Source organism: Lactiplantibacillus daoliensis (assembly GCF_005405005.1).
Classification (GTDB): domain Bacteria; phylum Bacillota; class Bacilli; order Lactobacillales; family Lactobacillaceae; genus Lactiplantibacillus; species Lactiplantibacillus daoliensis.
Genome location: NZ_BJDH01000005.1, coordinates 203,669 through 223,832, shown reverse-complemented (window position 1 = coordinate 223,832; position 20,164 = coordinate 203,669). Strand labels below are relative to the sequence as shown.

Here is a 20,164-nt window from a genome sequence, read left to right as displayed (position 1 = left end):
AATTCATTGCTAACTGACTAAATGTCATTTGTCCACGCTAGCAGTCTCCCATCAGCTGCCATTATTATTGATGGTCGTCATGATGTTGACGCTGTTTTTGATTGAGCCAAACAATCACTGCAGTCAATCCAATTGTATACAAAATCGTTAAAACTAGCGACCAACGCCCAAAGAGCAATATTATTTCAATCAAACCGGCAATGCCCAGTGCAAGCCGTCCATTTCTGTTCAACATTCACCCTTGCTCGCTTTCTCTTGATAAATAAACCTAACGAAATTTAGCATACCAGTAATGACATCATTCAGAACAATTTTTACCAACTTATAACCAAATTTTAGAAAATTAGCTTGCACCTATCCAATTTGGTCATTATCCTAACCAAGCGCAAGCTGATCCCAATTGCACAGCCGACGTTCATAATAATCATAAACGATTGGGAGGTATCGCTAATGTTAATCTGCCAAAACTGTGGTAAAGTACTCCAAAAATGGGATAAGGCTTACTTCTTGTTGGAAATTCCACCACATGGTCTGACCGAAATCAACGCATTCTTAAACCATAACGCCGTACCATATTGTGTTGATTGTATTGAGGTCCAACGGGCTAAGACAACCACAAATAAGCGTGTTTAGGCTTGAAGGCTGGCTTAAACATGCTTATTTTTACTACTTACAATTGTGTATTTTCGTCAGTTGCTAAGAAACGCAACCCTTTTGGAAAGAAATTTTTCACAGTCCGACCAACGACCTTGCCAAAGCCAACTGGTAATCCGGCACAAGTCAGCACCGTAAAACCAGACTTTCCAGTAGTTGCCAACTGGAAAGTCTCCCCGTGCACGTAATGCTCCCATTGCTGATGATCGATTGCCAAAGATGGCAAAGCTAAATCGGCACTGGCTAGTGCCAAGGCGTAACTTGGTTCAAAACGATTCTTTTTAAATGTGCCCAATTGAATCCCAGCGCGGAAAATTTTAAGGTGCCGCGTGACTGGCATCATTGCTGGCACACCATATAGTTGGTCGCCATGCGCCTGCAACGCCCAAGCAGGTAAATCGGTTAAATTTGCCTGCTTGGCATACCGCTCCCATAATTGGCGTTGTTCCGGCTTCAACTCATCACGAACGAGTCGCGGTTCCTTCGGCTCAACTGAACCACGATAGACTAATTTGGCAATGAAGTGACCTTCACCGCGCATTAAATGTGGAAATAGTCGTGCCGCCTTTGCTAACTCTGGATTGCCGTCGGCCCATTCTGGCTTTGCGTCAACCATGCCAGCCACCTTTTCAATGGGCTCAAGCTCAAATTCAGGATAAGTTTGTAGTAACCAAGCAATTATCTGCTCGTCTTCTTCGGGTGCAAAGGTACAAGTTGAGTAGATCAAATGTCCGCCCGGCCGTAACATTTTGACTGTTTCCATCAAAATTTCACGTTGCCGAGTCGCACATTCAGCTGGGTACGCCGGTGTCCAATATTGCATGGCATCAGGGTCCTTACGAAACATCCCTTCACCAGAACAGGGGGCGTCAACTAAAATGCGGTCAAAAAAACCTGGTAGTGCTTTGGACAAGTGGGCCGGCGTTTCATTCGTAATGACCGTATTCCGGGCACCATACCGCTCAACGTTATCACCGAGCGCAGTGACTCGCTTGGGATTAATTTCATTCGTGACTAATAGGCCAGTCTGTTGCAAATAGCTCAACAAATGCGTCGTTTTCCCACCAGGGGCTGCACACAAGTCTAGCACGCGCTCGTTAAGTGCTGGCTTGGCCACTTCACCCACAGTCATGGCGCTTGGTTCCTGACTGTAGACCGCCCCGGCCAGATGCTCGAGGGCGTTACCATTAACTTTGCCATAGTAGCCAATTGGACTATAAGAAATTGGCATCGTCATCTTGGCTTTCATGGCGGGGGTGACTGGTTTCATCGGATTGACCCGGAACCCTTTTTCCACTGGCTCATCAAATGCGGCAAAAAAAGCCGGTGCGGTGTCACCCAATAATTTTTGATATTTAGTGATAAATTCTGCTGGTAGGTTCAACCCAAATTCCTCCTATAACGAAATTCTTCCTCAACTAGATTAACACATTTTAGTAACACGGCCAGCATCAGAATTCGCTTTCTTTCAGAAAATATGCTAAATTAAATGCACTTAAGCTAATTCTGAAAACTGAGGTGACTTTTTGCAATGACGCGTAAATTAATTGCTTTAGATTTAGACGGTACCACTTTGAATGCCGATTCTAAGTTAAATGACCCAACCATCCAAACTATGCAACGTCTGCAAGCTGCTGGGCACATTGTTAGTATCATCACCGGTCGCTCTTATCAGGGCTCTCAGGCGATCTATGATGATTTGCAGTTACAGAGTCCCATGATTAATTTCAATGGCTCACTGGGGCATTTACCCCATCAAAACTGGTCATCGGAATACCAGTTCACCCTCAATAAAGCCATCGTATTGGCACTTGTCAAATACCGCGAGCAATTGGGAATCAATGAGATTATTGCCGAAAATAAAAATAGTACCATGACTGCTGGTCAGGACTTAATTGCTGGGAAATTCTTTCCGCAAATCGCCAACAGTCCCCGACTAACGCCAGAAACACTAACCCGTAACCCAAACTCATTAGTGTTATTAGTGCAATTAGATAAGCGTTCTGCCATTATCAATTGGATCAATGACCACTTTGGCGATTCAGTGGACGTTGGCGTCTGGGGCGGACCAAACGCTATTTTAGAAGTCACCTCAAAAGGTGTCCATAAAGCCAAGGGGATGGCCTACTTAGCAGATTATTTTCACATCTCGCGTAACAATATCATTGCCTTTGGTGACGAACATAACGACTTAGAAATGCTTCAATATGCCGGTTTGGGAGTTGCCATGGCCAATGGTACCGCCGCAATTAAAGCGGCGGCGGACGACATCACACCTTACGACAACGACCAAAACGGCGTTGCTAGGTATCTTAATCAATATTTTGACCTTGCAGAATAACTCTAATACCAATTAAGGCGGCTGGGAAACTAATCCCAACCGCCTTTTTTTATTTTTGTAAATGTTTAGCACGGTACCAGCAGTAGCTGCCAATAACCCCACTTGAAACCAGTAACACTAAGCTCAACTGATTAATCTGATTGGCATGACCATCATGAGTGGTTGCTAGTGACAACATGGCGCCAGTCCGGCTATCAAATAGTTCCGCTTTAACCGAATGTGGCTGGGTCATAACCGGCGTCGTACTGGCCTGTACCTGCCAGCCAAACTGACCAAAGCTGAACAATACGCTCATTGTCAAAACAATCAGCCAACGCCACTTGCGACCATTCGCCCTTAACCCGGTTAACCAGACCAAAACTTGTTGATGACTTTTCATATCCCTCGCCCCTTAGTGACTGCTTTTAAGCCTAACTTTAGCGTAATTGACTGAAAATACATACAACCAAGTTTTATTTGGAAGACTGACAAACACCGACATTATTTTGATGAATGCCTGCTGTCATTTTGCCGTTTAACCTCTGCTTGCAACTGATCCACTTGCTTCGTTAAACGATCAATTTTGGTCAGCAGCAACGTCAGATCCGGCTGTTCTTTCTGCGTTTCATGACTTATTGCTTGGCTAGTTTGGGTCGTAAAGAAGTCCGTAATCGTACTCGTCAGCAACCCAATAAAGCCAATGCCGCCAAACATCAGTGCTGCGGCGATAATTTTACCAACTGGCGTGTGCGGCGTTTCATCGCCATACCCGACCGTTGTCGCGGTGGTCACCGCCCACCATAATGAATTCGATAAACTTTGATGTTCAAACACTGAGAATAACAAGGCGCTCAAAACAATGATGGCAATGCTGATTGAAAACAAATAAATAAATCCCGTACTATAAACAAAGCGGTGAAAATCATGCGTCCATTTGCCATCAATCCCGAACCGCCAAAAAAGATGGTGGTATTGAATCATCCGTGCCAACCGTCCCAAACGGAAAAGCGCGAAAACCGGATGCATTGGGATGATTCCCATTAAATCAAACGCCGCGTGAATCAAGAAAGCCTTACGATCTTTCGCCATTGCTAAACGGATAAAATAATCGACGGCAAATAACGCTAGCAAAACATTTGCGATTCGCATCTCGGTCTGCCAGTCACCGATGTGAAATATCATCAACAAGACATTTACCACCGACCACAGTGTCAAACCAGTGACTACCAGGTGGTAGGTCATCATGACTGATTTTTGTTGCTTCCCCATGCAATCAGACTCCTAAATCATAAGTTAGTTAATAATATAGGCTACTCTGGTAAATTTAACTAGTCACAGCAATTGAAGCTTAGGACTTTGTTAAGAAAACAGCCTATGCTAGATCAATACCGTGCGCATACAAATGTTGGTACAAGGCAATTTCCGCCGGTGTGTCTCGACTACTTAAAAAGGTGACCGTTTGTTGGTGGCGATCTGGTCGTAACAGATCAGCCTGTTGTAGCGTCTGTTTCAAATTTGCAGCAATCCCACGATAACCGTCATAAAAAGTCGTTGCCGGGGCAAATTTTTCACGAATTAGACCTTCAATGAACGGATAGTGCGTACATCCCAGCACAACCCCATCAATCGGCTGATCACTTACCGGTGTAAGCAAAGTCGTTAAAAGCTTACGAATAGCTGGTAGTTGGGCTTCACCGCCCTCGATTAAATCGGCTAGTCCTGGACAAGGCAAGGACTGAATCATGGCTCGGTCACTAAAACGATTGCGTTGTGCCAAATACTTTGGCCGGCTAAGCGTTAGCGGCGTCGCCATGACCAAAATGTGCTTTTTACCAGCATCGACGGCTTCTTTTAAGGCTGGTTCAATCCCCAAAATTGGCAATTCTGGATAAGCAACCACCAGCGCCGGTTTCGCTGCCGAAGTAGCCGTATTACAGGCAATCACAATTGCTTTAACAGCGTGGGCCCGTAACTGTTCAACAACCTGCGTTGACAAGCTGGTAACAGTTGCAGCCGATTTTTCACCATAAGGCGCATTCTTAGAATCACCATAAAAAATAAAATCTTCTTGCGGTAAAGCCTTGGTTAGGGTTCGTAACGTACTAATCCCACCAACACCTGAATCAAAAACACCAATGGGTGCGTCATACTTTTCCATCAAAATCCCTCTCAATCACAACTGGTCTCAATAAAAAGACGAGAAATTTGCATTCTCGTCAAAAAAACTGCTAATTCACTTCAGTTTTGGTCACCAATGGCACATCTAAACGTGTGAGATCCGCATAGGTTTCGCGTTGCACGACCATTTGACTATGGCCGTCTTCGCAAAAGATTACGGCCGGTCGTGGATTACGATTATAGTTGCTGGCCATGGAATAACCGTACGCGCCAGTGTCCAACACGGCTAGTACATCACCAGGCTTGGTCGCTGGTAACTTTTGATCCCAGATCAACATGTCACCAGACTCACAATATTTTCCGGCAATCGAAGCCACCTGTTCACTCGGCAAGGTGGGATCCTTAGCCAATACCGCTTCATACTTGGCTTCATACAAGGCTGGCCGAATATTATCGCCCATGCCGCCATCGACGGCCAAATACTTGCGAATCCCCGGAATCTCTTTGGAAGCGCCTAACGTATATAACGTCATCCCAGCAGTTGCGACCAGTGAGCGCCCCGGTTCAATCCAAATCTCGAGCATCGGCACCTGCTTAGCCTGTGTTTGAGCAATCGTTTCTTTAATAATTGCGTCCACAAATTCAGTTGGCAATAAGGGTTGGTCTTCCGAGGTATACTTCACACCGAATCCCCCGCCAACATTGATGATCTGTGGGTAAAAGCCCAAATCCTTTTGCCAACGGGCAAATAAGGTCACTAATTTATCCACAATCATCTTAAAGCCGTCAAGTTCAAAAATCTGCGACCCGATGTGACAGTGAACACCGACTAAATCTAAGTACGGCGCTGCTTGAGCTTGTTTGACTGCGTCATCAGCTTGCCCACTATTCAAGTCAAAACCAAACTTTGAATCTTCTTGGCCCGTTGAAATATACTCATGCGTATGTGCTGAGATTCCTGGCGCTACTCGGAGCATAATCGTCGTTAATTGTTCCCGTTCGGCAGCCAAATCTGCTAATAATTTTAACTCATAAAAATTATCAACAATAATACAGCCAACACCATAATCCAATGCCATCGTCAGTTCTGCCAACGACTTATTGTTGCCGTGGAAAGAAACCTGCTGCATTGGAAAACCGGCTTGCTTCGCAGTATATAACTCACCACCAGAAACGACATCGCAATGAATGCCTTCTTCTGCAATGACTTGATACATTGCAACTGCCGCAAAGGCTTTGCTGGCATAACTTATTTGATATTTGACCTGATTTGCTTCAAATACTTGCTTAAAAGCATTAATTTCGGCGCGGATTTCACCCGTGTCATAAACATATAAAGGTGTTTGATATTTTTTAGCTAACGCCAAAGTATCGACCCCGCCGACCATTAAATGCTGTTCCGCATTCAAGTCTGCGGCTGTAATTTGTTCGTTCACGATCTAACCTCACTTTTCAGACAACTTGCCAACTTTCAAAAAAACCGGCCGTGAATTCCGGGCCGGTTCAGACGAGGGCACTTATTTAGCTTCCTCGTCGCTCTTTAAAATACCGCCAACACTATAGCGATCTTTTTGCATTTCACTTAAGATAACGTGGATATGTTCGGCCGGTGCGCCAGTATTTTTGCTGACGGCATCGGTAACATCCTTCACCAAACCTTTAAGTTGTGCTTGTGAACGACCGGCAATTAAATCAATGTGTACGATTGGCATCGTTGTCACGCTCCTCTGATAGTCTTTGATTGAATCTAATCATATCTTAACTTTCTAATTTTGTAAACTCTTGCGTTGTTCAGCCTGTTGCCGCTCATTCATAAATAACCCGGACGTATCGACCGTGTTTAAAATATTGATGAAGGCATGCTGATCAGTCTGTTGGACTGCCGCCTGCAAAGCATACAATTCATAACGGCTTAAAACCACCATTAAAGTGGCATTTGGTTTACCGGAATAGCCACCATGGGAATCAGTAATCGTTACCCCGCGAAGAATCGCTGTTTGAATCGCTTTCGATACGGCCTCTGCCTGGGTCGTCACAATCATCGCGGTAAGTTTCTGATGTCGCGTATGAATCAGGTCAACTAACCGTGTCGACGCGTAAATTGAGATAATCGTGAACAGCGCGTTTTCCCAACTAAATAGCAGTCCAGAAATGATAATAATGGCAAAATTGGTTAGAAACATCAAACTGCCGACCGTTCGACCAGTAGCCCGTTCTAGTACCAGCACGATGATGTCAAACCCACCCGTGGAAAAGCCATAACGCATCGTGATTCCAATCCCAACGCCGGTTAAGACACCGCCAAACAACGCGCCTAATAATGGATTGTGGGCAACGTTTATCACTGGCATAACCACCGCCGCCGCGGAAGTCAAAAAGGCCGTGGCAAAGCTCATAATCGTGAAACGGTGCCCTAATTTAAACCAGCCGAGCAATGCAATGGGTGTATTAAATAACAGAATGTAATACCCGGTATTGATATGTAGCCCCAACGGTTTCCCAGCCGAATATAAAATCTGGGCAATCCCATTGACCCCACCGCTAAAGGTGTTCGCCGGAATCAAAAATTCATTTAACGCAAATGCTGAAACGACCGCGGAAGCAAGCATGATCACTAATTGCCAAAGAAAAGCTAGTCGCGGATTTGTAATATGTGACATTCTCAAACCTTCTTTACAGTTTTCTCGCTGCACTTATTATAGCGAAAAAGCCCCATTTATACAGTTAAATGATAGAATAAGTTTAGTGAAATTTTGAGAAATACGATAGAAAGAAGGTTTTTTATGCTGACGCATCAGTTTAATCCATACTCAGCTTGTACCAGTATCTTAATCGGTAAAAACGCGACCGCCGATGGCTCAACCATGATTGGCCGTAATGAAGATTCTAAGGCCGCTTGGGCCAAGAAATTCGTCGTGCATCCGCACACGGAATTCGATGCCCCACAAACTTTTAAATCCAACGACCAAGATCATCCATTTACAATGACGTTACCCAAGAGCCGTGCCAAATACACCGCGACCCCGGAATGGACGCCCAAATATGGCTTATTTGAAGAAGATGGGATCAACGAACATGGTGTTGCCATGAGTGCTACTGAAAGTGCTTATTGCAATGTCCGTGTCTTAGCCGCTGATCCTTACGTGCAAGACGGGATTGGTGAAGAAGCCATGGTTACCGTCACCTTGCCTTATATTGCTTCTGCACGTGAAGGCGTAGAACGGTTGGGCAAAATTATCGAAACCCACGGTACTTATGAAACCAACGGGATTCTATTCAGTGATGCTGATGAAGTTTGGTACATGGAGACCGGCGCTGGGCATTATTGGGTGGCCCAACGAATTCCAGATGACGCCTATGCCGTTGTTGCCAATCAGCTGGCCATTCAGGAAGTCGACTATTCCGACCACGAAAACTTTTTATACGCTAAGGGAATTCGCGATTTTGTCGTTGACAATCAATTGGCTTCCATGGCAAATGGACTCAACTTCCGTGACGTTTTTGGCACAGCCGATTTGTCCGACCAACATTACAACACACCTCGCGTTTGGTATGGCCAAAAATACTTCACGCCGGAAATCGAACAAGATCCAGAATCATTCAACTTGCCATTCGTGCAACGAGCTAACCGCTTAATTCATATTGATGAAGCCCAACATTACTTGGCCTCACACTATGAAGGCACGCCGTTTGATCCTGTCGGCAGTGGGACTGACGCCGAAAAACACACGTATCGACCAATCAGTTTGGCTAAAACGCAAGAATCACACGTCCTACAAATTCGGCCCGACCTGCCTGCCGGATCGCGTGGGATTCATTGGTTAGCAATGGGAGTCGCCGCCGAAAGTGTATACGTGCCATTTTACGCCAACGTCGACACCACCCCCGCCGCCTATCAACTGGCCACTGAAAAATACGATGACCAGTCAGCCTATTGGATTTTTAAACTTGCTGGCGTCTTAGTCGATGCTCACTACCATGACCTGCACGTGTTGCTCAATGACGTTCAGAAAGAGACCATGATCAAACTCGGTCACCATCTGATTAAGACGGATCAGACAATAGCAAACACGCCGACAGCTCAATTATCGGCAGTGCTAACAAAGGCTAACGAAGCCGCGGCTAAAATCGCATTGACAGCAATGCAAGATTTGTCAGCTGACTTAATCACCAAAAGCACTGATTTTTCACCATTAAATTATGACACCGATTTAAACCTATAAGTTAACAAAAGCCACTAACCAAATTGTCTCGGTTAGTGGCTTTTGTATTTAAATCGTCCACGGAAATTCTAAACTAATCTGTTGGTTGAAATGTTCTTGCCGCTTAAGTTTCGCCATCCGTTCAGCCTGACGTGTCGCATAGCCTTCGCAAACAAAGCGATACTCTGCACTATCTGGAACAATTGTTGGCAGTTGAATATCACGTTCCATCACGACAAAAGATGAAAAACACGTTAGACCTAAGAAGCGTTCACCTGTTTTCAAGTGTTCACCGATAATTTTCGTAAAGACTTCAATTGACCGATGACCAACACCCGAAACATACGACTCCGTGCACATCGAATCTTGCAATCGAAACGGCAGAATAAAGTTGACTTGATCAACTGACGCCGTAACGGTTTCAATCCGCGCCACACGGGACGCGGGAATCGAAGAATTGTCATCAATAGCTGCAAGAATTTTACCGCCAAATACCGTATCATGTTCGTTTAAATCTGATGAAAAGACACGGTGATTGCTGACGGATAATGTTTGTGAAACTTTAATGGTTTCCATAAGGCACCTCGACACTTGTCATTAATAACTTTATTATACTAGAGAATTAATCACTTGAGCATCTAAGAACTTATTTTTCTATACCAACTAGGCCTAGTTAAATCATTTTAAGCTTGTAAATAGGGAAAATTTCCATCCAGTAATTGTCCATTTACAACCCAATTTTTAGCAATAACATCGCCATTCTCTGAAAGGGTCAACGCAAAAATGCCGCCATTTTGAGCTCCTGAACGGCTCCCAGCATCAATAAGGTAACGTGGCACATCTTGTTCATCAGCTTGCATTTTAATCAAGCCATAACCATCATCTTGAATGGTCTGAACAGGTGTATGGCCTGTAATCATGACTTTCTTCGTTAAATTGTGATGCCACTGTGTAGCTTGATCAAAATAGTAGTCATCACGAATCCACAGCAAATCATCACGCACTTGCTGATCAAGTGGATAGGTCCAGTCAATCCCTGCATGCATCGCCATCATTGCCTGATTCTCCCAAGTCAACGGTAACTGAGTGAGAAATTTGGTATACCGAGACAGCGGTTCCTGATTTAAGGCGTCCGCAATAACCGTCAAATTGCTCGAATGAATCCCTAATTGATGCCAAGTCCGAGCACCACCATTCAGGCGCCAATTCTGGTAGATCAGATCATCACCATAAGCCGTTTGTAACCAAAAATCATCATGATTTCCTAATAAGGCAATATCACCATACTTGTTTACACGAGTCATGATTATGTCAAGCACCGCTAAAGGTTCCAGCGTATCAGAGTGGTTGCTGCCATTTCGCGACCCGCGGCCATCAATATAGTCACCTAAAAAGACTAATCGACTATTTTGAATCGATTTGGCCTGTAATAAAACCTTTAAATCATCCGCCGCTGAATGGATATCACCGATAAATGTGTATTGCATCTAGTGCCCCCTGCTGTTCACATTTTTTAATTCACTGCCACTATTTTAAAATGCATTGTTTGATATATCACAACATAGTTGGCTCCTCATTTAAAATAAATTCACCAAAAGCTGCTACTGTGCCATGAAATCGGTGAACGTAGTCCATGAGATAAAAAGTACTGGTCTCTTCTGGATTGTTGACCTGATTCGTTGTATCCAAAAGATAGATTGGCTTTTTCAAAGCAGCGGCAATACCGAATTCAATATTTGCACCTTTACCACCTGGAAAAACAAACACCAGAAAGTCACATGCCACGACTGCTTGAAACTCCTGAATGGCAATGTCGTGTAAAAATTGTAGGTTAGTTGTCGCTTGAAGCGTGGTCCAATCAAAAGTTCTTTCATATCCCTTTGCCATCAAATCTTCTGAAAGGCTATTAATTAGCGTTATTTTTCTGAAAGAGCCGGCAATGTAAAACCGTTTGGCTTTAGGCATCATTTAACCTCCTATGTTAATCGTTTCTATCCCATTTTTTGATTCCAAAACATTCCTACGAGAATCAACTTAACACCGATAACAATTGCTCCAATACAAAATCTGGATTTGACCACTGCAAATAATGATTGCCTGGTGCAGCCGTAATATTCCCCAGTCTTACAAATGGTGACGTTAAATATTCTGAATAACGCTTATCGGTTACTAACGTCAAAATTAATTGTGAGTAAGTAGCCTGTTCTAAAGTTTTCATACGTTCAATCAAAGTCGAAACTTGTTGTGCTTCAGTTAAAACACTTTGACTAGCATAGGCTTTTTGTAACACACTGGCATTCCATTGACGCACGGCTAATGAATTGTTGGGATTAACATCGGCCATCATCATTGTGGTCGTTAATTTTCCCTGAACTTGTTGGCGTTTTAAATTGGGGTACTGATCGATCAATGGCTGTACCTCATCAAATAACTTCTTTCCAATTTCAGCATAGGTTGGTTCCAACAGGACTAGCGCTTTGACTAATTCTGGATAGCTATTCGCTAATAACAATGCGTAAGCACCGCTTAAACTATGTGCTAACACAATCACGTGATCAATCTTTTCAGCCTGCAAAACTGAAACTAAATTAGCTAAAATATGGTCTGCCGTTCGTGTCATTTGGTCTTGAATGCTCAAACCAGTGCCAATCGTATCAATTGCTAAAAATCCAATTTCTCGTGGTAACTGATCCAGAATGTTTTTGAAAATACCATAACAACTATCCCAACCAAATCCGGGGAGACATAAAATCGTCGATGCTTTCCCACTGGCCGGATGGCTCTCATAAGTAATCATACCTAGCTCAGTCTTAATTGATTTTTGCATATGAGCCTCCTACTTATTAGCTATACAACGCCCAACATACTTAAACTCCTTTCAACGATAAGTTAAAGAATCGCGGATACAAAACCACAATCAGCACGAATAGGATGCCGCTCACTAAAAAGACACTGCCGGCCGCCACGTGGTCAAACGACCAACTGGCAATGATGATCCCAATTGGCATCAAAACTTGCACTGTCGTTCTCATAATATTGAAAACTCGTCCTGTAGCTCATTTGGAATTCGTTCCGTCATCCATACTAGTACAGGCGTATCGAACACTGCCAACACCATTCCCATAATCAGATTAAAACTAATGATAGAAAAGATCAGTTTTTAGGGTGAATTGTTTTATAATCGTAGTCTCATAATCTGTCATTATAGTTCGGTTGTCAACCTCAGAATGTTGGTCACCTCACTTAACAACCGTTGTTGGATACAAGTTTCCAATAAAGTAATTCATATTGAAGATGACTATGATATGATACATTATATTAAGATTAAAATAAAATGATAAAAGGCCTTTTAAATGATTACTTACTCCAATCGAAAACAATTAACTGCAGCGCAATTAGCCGTACTCTTTACTAATTCTGGCATCCATCGGCCAACGACCGATTTACCCCGCTTACAGCGGATGTTGGACCAGGCAGATTGTCTCTGGACTGCCTGGGACGGCCAACACTTGGTGGGCGTCGCAAGGGCGTTAACGGATTTCAGCTATGCCTGTTACCTATCTGACTTGGCTGTCGCTCAAGACTATCAGCATCAAGGAATTGGTCGCGAATTGGTTCGACAACTTAAAGTGGAAATTGGCCCAGATGTTTCTTTAGTTTTGTTAGCAGCCCCCGCTGCTATGACATATTATCCCAAGCTAGAATTTGAGCACATTGATAATGCTTTCTTGCAACGACGACGGCCATTCTAAAATACCCATTTAACAGCAGTCTCAATAAAATAAGCACAATCAGAAATCTACCGTTTTCTGATTGTGCTTATTTTACATAATTTTTAGCAATTAATTTCAATAGTCATTTTAAGTTGTGTAAACAATTTAAACACCAAATTTAGTCTTTAATGCGTCCGTTAATACCTTCGAAACATTTAATTTCTGCTTTTTTGCCATATCATTTAGATACTCTGGGATCGTGACATTTTTTCGAACAGTACGTGAAAATTCTTGGCGAAAAGCACTTAAATCAGTCGTGATATAAACCAACTTTTCATCACTGCCTAGGGACGACGGATCAACCTCTGTAGCTTGGGGATACTCCGTTTGATCTTCCAATAAGTTTCCAATCAAGTCTCCACTCATCTGTACAGCATCAACGGTATCATTTCCCTGAGTAAACCCACCCTTTAGGTCTGGAATACGCGCAAAAATGTAATCACCATCTTGACTAAAAATAGCCGGATAAATAACAATATCTTTTTTCACAGTTTGCCCCTTTGAACTTAAATGATTGTCAGGAAAAGCATTCTCGATGCCAAATAAACAATCAATTTTCTAAATTTGCTGCTCGTAAAATCGCCGTTTCTAATCCTTTGCCAATTCCTTCGCATGAATGGGAACCATAACTGTCACTTTAGTGCTCGGGTTAAACATTTTAAGATGTGAAGATCCGTTTTGTGATTTTTCAATAAAGCCATTCTCTTTGAGCAATTTTACGATTTGCCGGGGCTTCATCGGCATCTAAATCACCTCTATAGTCGTCTTGTTTTAAAGATACATATTTAGTGTGTATAAATCAAGTGTAATGTTCTAGTTATTAGCGTTTGCATTTATTGACTCATTTGACGTTTTAAAAGGTTAGTATCCAAATCCAGAATCGTCTTCACAACACTAGCTCAGCCACTTATTATGTTTAGCCCCAAGTCAATTATGGACGCCAAGCTTGCTAAATATTGCCGATAAATAATTACGCACCGTACCGGCAGATAAATAGAATTCACTCACGATTGCCTTTGTTGGCAGGCCTTGATCAGCCACTTTCAACGCGGATAGTTCACGTTCCGTTAGTGGAAAGCTTTAAAAGTACCAGCAAATCAAGTGACCACCTCACTTAATTTACTGGCACTTTTAATAATATTAGAAAATATAGTCCTTCATACGCAACATCATTTGTTAGGAAACCTGTCAAAACAAGAATGAATGATTCATTCTAAAACTGAACGATGCTATACTCGCCTCATTCCATGGAGGCGATTGAATGGATTTACACGAAAAGTTAATACGCGTTATCACAAGCGCTAAGATTTTATTTATTGTGCCGGGCTATGCTGAAACTAAGATGACCGACATCGCCACACACGCTAATCTAGCTGTTGGAACGCTATACAGTTTGTTTCGCAGTAAAGACGATCTACTACAGTTTGTGTTTGCCACCACCCTGGACTCAACAGTCATCGATCATGTACAAGCTTTACCCGTGGCACCACTTTCCGATGATGAGCTAGTCACACACACTGCTGAAATTTACCAACAGGCTAATGACAAGTTACACACGCTGATAAAAGATTATCCAACCGATGCACGATTTTCGGCCATGTTAGACTATCTGTTTACTAATTTTCATGAATACGGTGCCTACTTTTTAATTCTCGAACGTAACCCACAAATGAGTCCAGCCCTATTACAATTATATAAACGCTATCGACAACAACTATACACGGACATTGCCCAATTATTAGCTGCTTTAGTCAGTTCCGGTGAAGTCCGTTATCTCAGCCACCCAGAAAATGACGCACTGCTGATTATTGATCAAGTTTTCTGGTGGTCTGCCCACAAACAATACGACTCCTTTGACCATCAGACTAATCATTATGATCAGCAAGAAATGGAAAAGTGCGTCATTCAGCAACTAACGACTAGTTATACCTGAAACGGCTAGTTAAACCTTTGAAAATACGGTCAACGTGCCGTTTTTTCTTTAAGTCGGCTGACAAATGAATCGTTCATTATAAAAGTATGGGGGCATCAATGATGTTTTTAGATGAATGGAAATACATTTTTCGTACCAAAGGACTGTTACGAATTATTCTCGGAATTTTACTGATTCCAACCTTTTACGCAGTCATCTTTCTCGCCTCGTTATGGAATCCTTATAGTAATGTGAAACATCTACCCGTCGGTATCATTAACGACGACGTAACGGTTGTCAAGCACCAGACTAGCTATTCACTCGGTCAAAAACTAACGACTCGCCTAACTCAAACTAATACTGCCGATTTCCAAGCACTCAGTCAGCCCCGCGCTAATCACGACCTAAAAAATGGAAAACTTTATATGGTCATTACAATTCCAAAAAGTTTTTCCAAACAAGCGACCGAATTAGGGCAACATCATTTTAAAAATATTGACTTAAATTATCACACTAATGCAGGCCTCAGTTTTATTGCAATGAAAATGTCGACAACAATTGCTGAAAGTGTCCAAAAATCCGTCAACCAGCAGCTCACCACCGCTTACTTGCAAGTCATGAACAAGACACTCGCAACTACCGGGCGGAAATTAACCACTGCCAACCAAGCCCTAACGCAAACCAATACCGGCTTAGCCCAAACAGCCACAAGTGAAACACAACTTGCAACCGCAGATCAAACGCTAAGTAACCGTGAAACCAAGCTTCAAAATGGCCTCACACAATTATCCAGTGGAACGTCGAAATTAATTACTGGACTCGAACAAATCGCACAAAACAATCAGCAGCTTGCACAAATACTAACAACATTAACTCAAAAGTCTGCAAACACGGACACCACACAATCTGATTTGACACAAAAAGCTGAAAGACTACTGACTGCCAACACAGTAATTGCCAAACAAGCAATCACTGGTAACAATCAAGATCTGACGGCCATTCAGTCTCTTAATCAAGACATGTCAAAGTTAAGTATGGGGGCTGCAAGTCTGACTGGAGATACGACTAAATTAGCTCAAAGTACCGGATTGATCCACCAAGCCAATGTTAAAATTGCCACCGGGCTTAAAACTGGTGGCCATCAACTAATCGCCACTAGTCAAAACACGCCTCACCAGATAAATAGTATCGTCACACCAGTCAAGCTTACTCACACGGACACCACGCACGTTAAAAATAATGGGACCGGGATGACACCATACCTGATGTCCGTGGCCTTATTTGTCGGTTGTATTACCTTTAATATTATTTATGACATGTTTACACCCCATCGCCGCCCCAAAAATGCTTTTGATTGGTGGGGTGAAAAGATTCCTTTCTTCTTCACGTTTACGTTAGCGGCCGCGACTATCATGTTCTTAATGTTACTGTTCATTAACCAGCTCACACCGTTACAACCCATTAAAACGTGGCTATTCACTATCCTCACTATGTGGGCTTTTGGGAGCATCGTAACATTCTTCAATTTGATTATGGGAAAAACCGGTGCTTGGTTCATGCTTATCTTTATGATCATCCAATTAGGCGGTTCAGCCGGGACTTATCCTATTCAATTGTCCAATCACTTTTTCCAAGTCATTCACCCTTACTTGCCAATGAGTATTTCAATCAATGCTTTTAGAAGTACCCTTTCGATTGGCAACAGTATCCTATCCGAGACAATTATTTTCGGTACCGTGATTCTCATTTTTAACCTGCTAATGTTGATCACTTTTTCGTTAAATATGAAAAAAGTAGCGTCTTTCTCGTATGAGAACTAAAAGCTTATCATCGTATTTCGGGCCTAATTCAAAAAAACTGGTATTGATGGTTTTCACATTAACACCAGTTTTTTTATGACAGTATGTCGAAAAAATCAGCTTAAATATTTGGTGTCGCTCACCAATTATTATTGTGATAGCGTTACAATTACTTTGACAAAAAGGAAGCGTTATCTATGAAAATTGCAGTTATTCAGGCAACCACACAGCTCAACAAAAACGACTTGTTGTTCCAAGCTACCCAACAAGCTGCTGGAGCTGAGAATGAGGTGATTAACTTTGGTGTTTTTGAACACAATCCAAAGTTATCCTACGTTCAAGTCTCACTATTAGTTGGCCTATTACTCAATACTAAAACCGTTGACTATGTCATTACTGGTTGTAGTTCCGGCAATGGAATGGCAATTGCCTGCAATAGTTTGCCCAATGTCATTTGTGGTTATTTGCCCACACCTAGTGATGCCTACTTATTTGGCCGCATCAATCACGGCAACTGTGTCTCACTACCGCTTGGGTTAAACTTCGGTTGGGCGGGTGAATTAAATCTCAAATTTACGTTGGAAAAGCTCTTTGATGGTCCAATGAATACTGGCTATCCGCGGGCAGCTTCTGAACGTAAAGAACATGACGCACTGATGTTGCAAAATATTACGCGGTTGACTCACACTAATCTAATCGACACAATTAACCAAATTGATTCTGACTTTATGGCGCCAATTTATCAAAAATATGATGTCTTCGACTATATCTTCAAAAATGGCAAAGATAGACAACTAGTGATACAACTAAAAACAATCATGACAACTTGTAATTAACGAGACTTTTCCATTAAAAAAGCATCGACTCGGAATTTAAAAAATTCAAGTCGATGCTTTTGTATCAGTAGCTAGTAAAAATGACATTCCCTAGCTCAGCCATTTATTATGCTTAGCCACACTAATTGCCTCAAGTCGATTATGCACGCCAAGTTTGCTAAATATTGCCGATAAATAATTACGCACCGTACCGGCAGATAAATAGAGTTCACTCGCGATTGCCTTCGTTGGCATGCCTTGATCAGCCACTTTCAACACGGCCAATTCACGTTCCGTTAAGGGATTTTGGTCGGCAGATAACATATTGACTACTAATTCCGGCGCATAAAGCGTCTGTCCAAGCATCACTTTTCGAATCGCCGCAATTAGATCATCACTTGGACTATCCTTCAACAAATACCCCGCGACCTGGGCCTTAACTGCTCGATCAAAGTAAGCCTTTTGCGCGAATGTCGTCAAAATAATGACCTTGGTCGTGAGGTAACCATTTTGAATCCGGTCGGCGACGTCCAAACCAGATAAACCGGGCATTTCAATATCCAAAATTGCGACTTGGGGTTGTAATTGTTGCAACTCGTCCCATGCAGTTTGCCCATCACCTGCCGAACCGACGACATGCAAATCGTCTTCTAGCTTTAATAACTGTGTCAAAGCAGAGTTCAGCATACTCTGATCTTCCGCCAAATAAGTTGTGATCATTGCTACGCCTCCTCTTTAGGTAATGTTAAAACTAATCTGGTTCCCCGACCTGCTTGTTTAATTTCAAACGTACCATGTGCCTCTAATAAACGGGCTCGCATGCCTGTGATGCCATTCGCACCAGCACGTTCTAATGAACCGCCTCGGCCATTATCTTGAACCACAACTTGATACTGTGCGCTCGTTTCACTAAAGTCCAACTGGACCTGATGGGCATGCGCATGCCGAATCACATTGGTCAGTGCCTCGACCAGTGTCGCTGCGAACACCCCTTGAACCGTTGTCGGCCACTGAATCGCTTGCTTTTCACCAGTAGTCACCAACCAAACATTGGCCGCCAAAAGATTCCGATTTTGCTCAAGTAAAACCTCACTAATCGACTTCTGGTGCAAGTCATTCACAATCGAGCGGACTAATTGTAAATTTTCCCGACTGGTCCGTGCAATATCGTCAAGTTCAGGGCCAACCTTCTCTGGTACTTTGATCAGCAACTTCTTGGCCAGCTCTGTTTTCAACGTAATCATCGAAAAGCTTTGACCAAGTGTATCGTGCAAGTCACGCGCAATCCGTTCACGTTCATCACGTTGGACAACCGACTGCAACCGCCGATTGGTTTGACGAAGTTGCCGCTGTCGAATAATCGACCGAGAAAACGTGTAGGCCATTAATGGTGATAAGAGTGGGAACACTAATCCCATAATTTCAACGTTATGCCAACTAGGATTCGATTGATAGACTTCAATCACACTAGTTAAAATAAACCCATAGTAAGCTGTCAAGAACCAATAAAAATACTTTTTAGGATGTTGCGCCAAAATAAATGAAACTTGCCAACCTGGAAAAATAATCAAGTAATTATTTCCCCCAAAAACTGAGAACGCCCCAGTGATGAGTAACTCCAGCGGAATTGTCACCGGTCGCCAAGTCTCTTTTTCGACAACTAAAATATACAGGATTAAGAAAACGACCAATAAACTCAGCCAAAACCAGGCTTGGATCGTTTTGGCCGGTAAATAAATAGCGACTGAATAGGGCAAATAACCAAGCCAAATATAACTATTCCATTCAAGATTCTTAACGCGAACCAGCCACCTAGGCTTTGACAACCCCATCACCCCGTTTAAGTAATTGGCGGGTTTCCAAAATCACGAGCACTAACAAGACCCCGATCCAAGCGCTCACGCCAATTATGTTAGTTGTTTTAAGTGTAGCATGAGTCGCCACCGCACCCAACCAATTGTTTACAAAATAAGTTGGCATTAACTTACCGATTGGTTGTAGCCAACTTGGTAGCATTGACATCGGCCACCATAGCCCGCTAACAATCGCCATCGGAAATGTAATGAGGTTACTAACGATACTTAACGTTTCTGGCCGGTTGAGAAATGAAATTGCGACACCCATCAACAACGTTGGAATTTGACCAATTAACGCTACCCCTGCCACCGCTAACCATTGTCCAAGCGTTAAGCTGACATGGTTGACAACGACTGCGAGCATTCCTAACACCACGATTGCAATACCATTCATCACCATGCTCCAGAATCCCACCGACAAATAGTACGGTTGCACTCCCAATGGCGTCAGTTGATACCATTGGAGTAGCCCTTTTTCACGATCATGCATTAAGATTAAGGCAATCCCGAATAACGCGTTAATCGTGCCACTATAAACAATCATGCTTGCCATATACTGCAAACTAAAACTCACTGGGACCGTGCCTGACACCATCACTTTGGTAAATAGTAAGTAGAAACCGGCGGGCATTAAGATTGAGAAAAATTGAAATGAAAAATTCCGTAAAATCAGCCGCCGACCATCGAACTTTAATTGTGCTAAAAATGGTTTCAT

The 20,164-nt window shown here is 42.8% G+C and carries 25 protein-coding genes and 1 pseudogene; 7 read left to right on the top strand and 19 right to left on the bottom strand.

Features of this window, described 5'->3' with window-relative positions; genetic code table 11:
* Window positions 1-64: 64 nt before the first annotated feature.
* Window positions 65-235 (bottom strand): hypothetical protein, encoded by a 171-nt coding sequence (locus tag FFM64_RS12325; protein WP_171000341.1) that lies wholly within the window; start codon window positions 233-235, stop codon window positions 65-67.
* Between the two features lie 215 nt (window positions 236-450).
* Between FFM64_RS12325 and FFM64_RS08330 the strand changes: the two genes are divergently transcribed.
* Entirely contained in the window at window positions 451-633 is a 183-nt protein-coding gene (locus FFM64_RS08330) for a hypothetical protein (protein ID WP_137607544.1), read from the top strand.
* Window positions 634-670: 37 nt separating this feature from the next.
* Here the strand turns inward: FFM64_RS08330 and FFM64_RS08325 are convergent, their stop codons facing one another.
* Complete coding sequence (locus tag FFM64_RS08325; protein ID WP_137607543.1) at window positions 671-2,038, bottom strand: RsmB/NOP family class I SAM-dependent RNA methyltransferase; 1,368 nt, start codon at window positions 2,036-2,038, stop codon at window positions 671-673.
* 147 nt (window positions 2,039-2,185) lie between these two features.
* Here FFM64_RS08325 and FFM64_RS08320 point away from each other — a divergent pair, with 147 nt between their 5' ends.
* On the top strand, window positions 2,186-2,995 hold the full coding sequence (locus FFM64_RS08320; RefSeq protein WP_137607542.1) for a Cof-type HAD-IIB family hydrolase: 810 nt from the start codon (window positions 2,186-2,188) through the stop codon (window positions 2,993-2,995).
* Between the two features lie 49 nt (window positions 2,996-3,044).
* Here FFM64_RS08320 and FFM64_RS08315 read toward each other — a convergent pair whose 3' ends face one another.
* The 6 genes from FFM64_RS08315 to FFM64_RS08290 form a co-directional block, all read right to left on the bottom strand.
* Window positions 3,045-3,374 (bottom strand): hypothetical protein, encoded by a 330-nt coding sequence (locus FFM64_RS08315; protein WP_137607541.1) that lies wholly within the window; start codon window positions 3,372-3,374, stop codon window positions 3,045-3,047.
* A gap of 101 nt (window positions 3,375-3,475) precedes the next feature.
* Window positions 3,476-4,243 carry a potassium channel family protein gene (locus FFM64_RS08310; RefSeq protein WP_137607540.1) on the bottom strand — a complete coding sequence of 256 codons (768 nt, stop codon included), beginning with the start codon at window positions 4,241-4,243 and terminating at the stop codon, window positions 3,476-3,478.
* Window positions 4,244-4,346: 103 nt separating this feature from the next.
* Window positions 4,347-5,132 (bottom strand): glutamate racemase, encoded by a 786-nt coding sequence (gene murI / locus FFM64_RS08305; protein WP_137607539.1) that lies wholly within the window; start codon window positions 5,130-5,132, stop codon window positions 4,347-4,349.
* Window positions 5,133-5,202: 70 nt separating this feature from the next.
* Window positions 5,203-6,528: a diaminopimelate decarboxylase gene (gene lysA, locus FFM64_RS08300; RefSeq protein ID WP_137607538.1), complete on the bottom strand. Its 1,326-nt coding sequence runs from the start codon at window positions 6,526-6,528 to the stop codon at window positions 5,203-5,205.
* 81 nt (window positions 6,529-6,609) lie between these two features.
* Window positions 6,610-6,804: a 2-hydroxymuconate tautomerase gene (locus tag FFM64_RS08295; protein WP_137607537.1), complete on the bottom strand. Its 195-nt coding sequence runs from the start codon at window positions 6,802-6,804 to the stop codon at window positions 6,610-6,612.
* 54 nt (window positions 6,805-6,858) lie between these two features.
* On the bottom strand, window positions 6,859-7,752 hold the full coding sequence (locus FFM64_RS08290) for a YitT family protein (protein WP_137607536.1): 894 nt from the start codon (window positions 7,750-7,752) through the stop codon (window positions 6,859-6,861).
* A 123-nt stretch (window positions 7,753-7,875) separates the two neighbouring features.
* On the opposite strand from FFM64_RS08290, the gene FFM64_RS08285 reads away from it, so the two are divergent.
* Window positions 7,876-9,315 carry a C69 family dipeptidase gene (locus FFM64_RS08285; RefSeq protein WP_137607535.1) on the top strand — a complete coding sequence of 480 codons (1,440 nt, stop codon included), beginning with the start codon at window positions 7,876-7,878 and terminating at the stop codon, window positions 9,313-9,315.
* A 48-nt stretch (window positions 9,316-9,363) separates the two neighbouring features.
* Here the strand turns inward: FFM64_RS08285 and FFM64_RS08280 are convergent, their stop codons facing one another.
* The 5 genes from FFM64_RS08280 to FFM64_RS12320 all read right to left on the bottom strand — a co-directional run bounded on the left by FFM64_RS08280 (window position 9,364) and on the right by FFM64_RS12320 (window position 12,326).
* Entirely contained in the window at window positions 9,364-9,870 is a 507-nt protein-coding gene (locus tag FFM64_RS08280) for an acyl-CoA thioesterase (protein WP_137607534.1), read from the bottom strand.
* Window positions 9,871-9,977: 107 nt separating this feature from the next.
* Window positions 9,978-10,781 (bottom strand): metallophosphoesterase, encoded by an 804-nt coding sequence (locus tag FFM64_RS08275; RefSeq protein WP_137607533.1) that lies wholly within the window; start codon window positions 10,779-10,781, stop codon window positions 9,978-9,980.
* Between the two features lie 67 nt (window positions 10,782-10,848).
* Complete coding sequence (locus FFM64_RS08270) at window positions 10,849-11,259, bottom strand: nucleoside 2-deoxyribosyltransferase domain-containing protein (protein WP_223876932.1); 411 nt, start codon at window positions 11,257-11,259, stop codon at window positions 10,849-10,851.
* A 64-nt stretch (window positions 11,260-11,323) separates the two neighbouring features.
* The gene (locus FFM64_RS08265; RefSeq protein WP_137607531.1) at window positions 11,324-12,121 is read right to left on the bottom strand and encodes an alpha/beta fold hydrolase; all 798 of its coding nucleotides are present in this window, start codon (window positions 12,119-12,121) and stop codon (window positions 11,324-11,326) included.
* 40 nt (window positions 12,122-12,161) lie between these two features.
* A complete protein-coding gene (locus FFM64_RS12320) occupies window positions 12,162-12,326 on the bottom strand; it encodes a hypothetical protein (protein ID WP_171000339.1) in 165 nt (54 codons plus the stop codon).
* A 321-nt stretch (window positions 12,327-12,647) separates the two neighbouring features.
* Between FFM64_RS12320 and FFM64_RS08260 the strand changes: the two genes are divergently transcribed.
* Entirely contained in the window at window positions 12,648-13,046 is a 399-nt protein-coding gene (locus FFM64_RS08260; RefSeq protein WP_137607530.1) for a GNAT family N-acetyltransferase, read from the top strand.
* A gap of 126 nt (window positions 13,047-13,172) precedes the next feature.
* Here the strand turns inward: FFM64_RS08260 and FFM64_RS08255 are convergent, their stop codons facing one another.
* The 3 genes and pseudogenes from FFM64_RS08255 to FFM64_RS08245 form a co-directional block, all read right to left on the bottom strand.
* Window positions 13,173-13,556: a type II toxin-antitoxin system HicB family antitoxin gene (locus tag FFM64_RS08255; protein WP_137607529.1), complete on the bottom strand. Its 384-nt coding sequence runs from the start codon at window positions 13,554-13,556 to the stop codon at window positions 13,173-13,175.
* Between the two features lie 99 nt (window positions 13,557-13,655).
* Window positions 13,656-13,805: a type II toxin-antitoxin system HicA family toxin gene (locus FFM64_RS08250; protein WP_223876935.1), complete on the bottom strand. Its 150-nt coding sequence runs from the start codon at window positions 13,803-13,805 to the stop codon at window positions 13,656-13,658.
* Between the two features lie 189 nt (window positions 13,806-13,994).
* Window positions 13,995-14,147 (bottom strand): annotated as a pseudogene (locus tag FFM64_RS08245) (response regulator transcription factor); the annotation flags it as partial.
* Window positions 14,148-14,328: 181 nt separating this feature from the next.
* On the opposite strand from FFM64_RS08245, the gene FFM64_RS08240 reads away from it, so the two are divergent.
* The 3 genes from FFM64_RS08240 (at window position 14,329) to FFM64_RS08230 (ending at window position 17,614) form a co-directional block, all read left to right on the top strand.
* Window positions 14,329-15,000: a TetR/AcrR family transcriptional regulator gene (locus FFM64_RS08240; RefSeq protein WP_137607527.1), complete on the top strand. Its 672-nt coding sequence runs from the start codon at window positions 14,329-14,331 to the stop codon at window positions 14,998-15,000.
* A 101-nt stretch (window positions 15,001-15,101) separates the two neighbouring features.
* Entirely contained in the window at window positions 15,102-16,799 is a 1,698-nt protein-coding gene (locus FFM64_RS08235) for a YhgE/Pip domain-containing protein (RefSeq protein WP_171000337.1), read from the top strand.
* A gap of 176 nt (window positions 16,800-16,975) precedes the next feature.
* Window positions 16,976-17,614: an RpiB/LacA/LacB family sugar-phosphate isomerase gene (locus FFM64_RS08230; RefSeq protein WP_137607525.1), complete on the top strand. Its 639-nt coding sequence runs from the start codon at window positions 16,976-16,978 to the stop codon at window positions 17,612-17,614.
* A gap of 90 nt (window positions 17,615-17,704) precedes the next feature.
* Here the strand turns inward: FFM64_RS08230 and FFM64_RS08225 are convergent, their stop codons facing one another.
* From FFM64_RS08225 to FFM64_RS08215, 3 genes are read right to left on the bottom strand one after another with little or no spacing between them, the layout of a single operon-like run.
* Entirely contained in the window at window positions 17,705-18,313 is a 609-nt protein-coding gene (locus FFM64_RS08225) for a response regulator transcription factor (protein ID WP_137607524.1), read from the bottom strand.
* Between the two features lie 2 nt (window positions 18,314-18,315).
* A complete protein-coding gene (locus FFM64_RS08220; RefSeq protein WP_223876931.1) occupies window positions 18,316-19,419 on the bottom strand; it encodes a sensor histidine kinase in 1,104 nt (367 codons plus the stop codon).
* Entirely contained in the window at window positions 19,406-20,164 is a 759-nt protein-coding gene (locus FFM64_RS08215; protein ID WP_137607522.1) for an ABC transporter permease, read from the bottom strand. The genes FFM64_RS08220 and FFM64_RS08215 overlap by 14 nt, the downstream gene beginning before the upstream one ends.

Coding starts and splice junctions, on each gene's coding strand:
- FFM64_RS08260 (WP_137607530.1), top strand. CDS start 12,648: ATGATTACTTACTCCAATCGAAAACAATTAACTGCAGCGCAATTAGCC.
- FFM64_RS08280 (WP_137607534.1), bottom strand. CDS start 9,870: ATGGAAACCATTAAAGTTTCACAAACATTATCCGTCAGCAATCACCGT.
- FFM64_RS08265 (WP_137607531.1), bottom strand. CDS start 12,121: ATGCAAAAATCAATTAAGACTGAGCTAGGTATGATTACTTATGAGAGC.
- FFM64_RS08270 (WP_223876932.1), bottom strand. CDS start 11,259: ATGCCTAAAGCCAAACGGTTTTACATTGCCGGCTCTTTCAGAAAAATA.
- FFM64_RS08250 (WP_223876935.1), bottom strand. CDS start 13,805: ATGAAGCCCCGGCAAATCGTAAAATTGCTCAAAGAGAATGGCTTTATT.
- murI (WP_137607539.1), bottom strand. CDS start 5,132: ATGGAAAAGTATGACGCACCCATTGGTGTTTTTGATTCAGGTGTTGGT.
- FFM64_RS08290 (WP_137607536.1), bottom strand. CDS start 7,752: ATGTCACATATTACAAATCCGCGACTAGCTTTTCTTTGGCAATTAGTG.
- FFM64_RS08285 (WP_137607535.1), top strand. CDS start 7,876: ATGCTGACGCATCAGTTTAATCCATACTCAGCTTGTACCAGTATCTTA.
- FFM64_RS08230 (WP_137607525.1), top strand. CDS start 16,976: ATGAAAATTGCAGTTATTCAGGCAACCACACAGCTCAACAAAAACGAC.
- FFM64_RS08275 (WP_137607533.1), bottom strand. CDS start 10,781: ATGCAATACACATTTATCGGTGATATCCATTCAGCGGCGGATGATTTA.
- FFM64_RS08315 (WP_137607541.1), bottom strand. CDS start 3,374: ATGAAAAGTCATCAACAAGTTTTGGTCTGGTTAACCGGGTTAAGGGCG.
- FFM64_RS08310 (WP_137607540.1), bottom strand. CDS start 4,243: ATGGGGAAGCAACAAAAATCAGTCATGATGACCTACCACCTGGTAGTC.
- FFM64_RS08330 (WP_137607544.1), top strand. CDS start 451: ATGTTAATCTGCCAAAACTGTGGTAAAGTACTCCAAAAATGGGATAAG.
- FFM64_RS12325 (WP_171000341.1), bottom strand. CDS start 235: ATGTTGAACAGAAATGGACGGCTTGCACTGGGCATTGCCGGTTTGATT.
- FFM64_RS12320 (WP_171000339.1), bottom strand. CDS start 12,326: ATGAGAACGACAGTGCAAGTTTTGATGCCAATTGGGATCATCATTGCC.
- FFM64_RS08320 (WP_137607542.1), top strand. CDS start 2,186: ATGACGCGTAAATTAATTGCTTTAGATTTAGACGGTACCACTTTGAAT.
- FFM64_RS08235 (WP_171000337.1), top strand. CDS start 15,102: ATGTTTTTAGATGAATGGAAATACATTTTTCGTACCAAAGGACTGTTA.
- FFM64_RS08240 (WP_137607527.1), top strand. CDS start 14,329: ATGGATTTACACGAAAAGTTAATACGCGTTATCACAAGCGCTAAGATT.
- FFM64_RS08225 (WP_137607524.1), bottom strand. CDS start 18,313: ATGATCACAACTTATTTGGCGGAAGATCAGAGTATGCTGAACTCTGCT.
- FFM64_RS08215 (WP_137607522.1), bottom strand. CDS start 20,164: ATGAAACCATTTTTAGCACAATTAAAGTTCGATGGTCGGCGGCTGATT.
- FFM64_RS08295 (WP_137607537.1), bottom strand. CDS start 6,804: ATGCCAATCGTACACATTGATTTAATTGCCGGTCGTTCACAAGCACAA.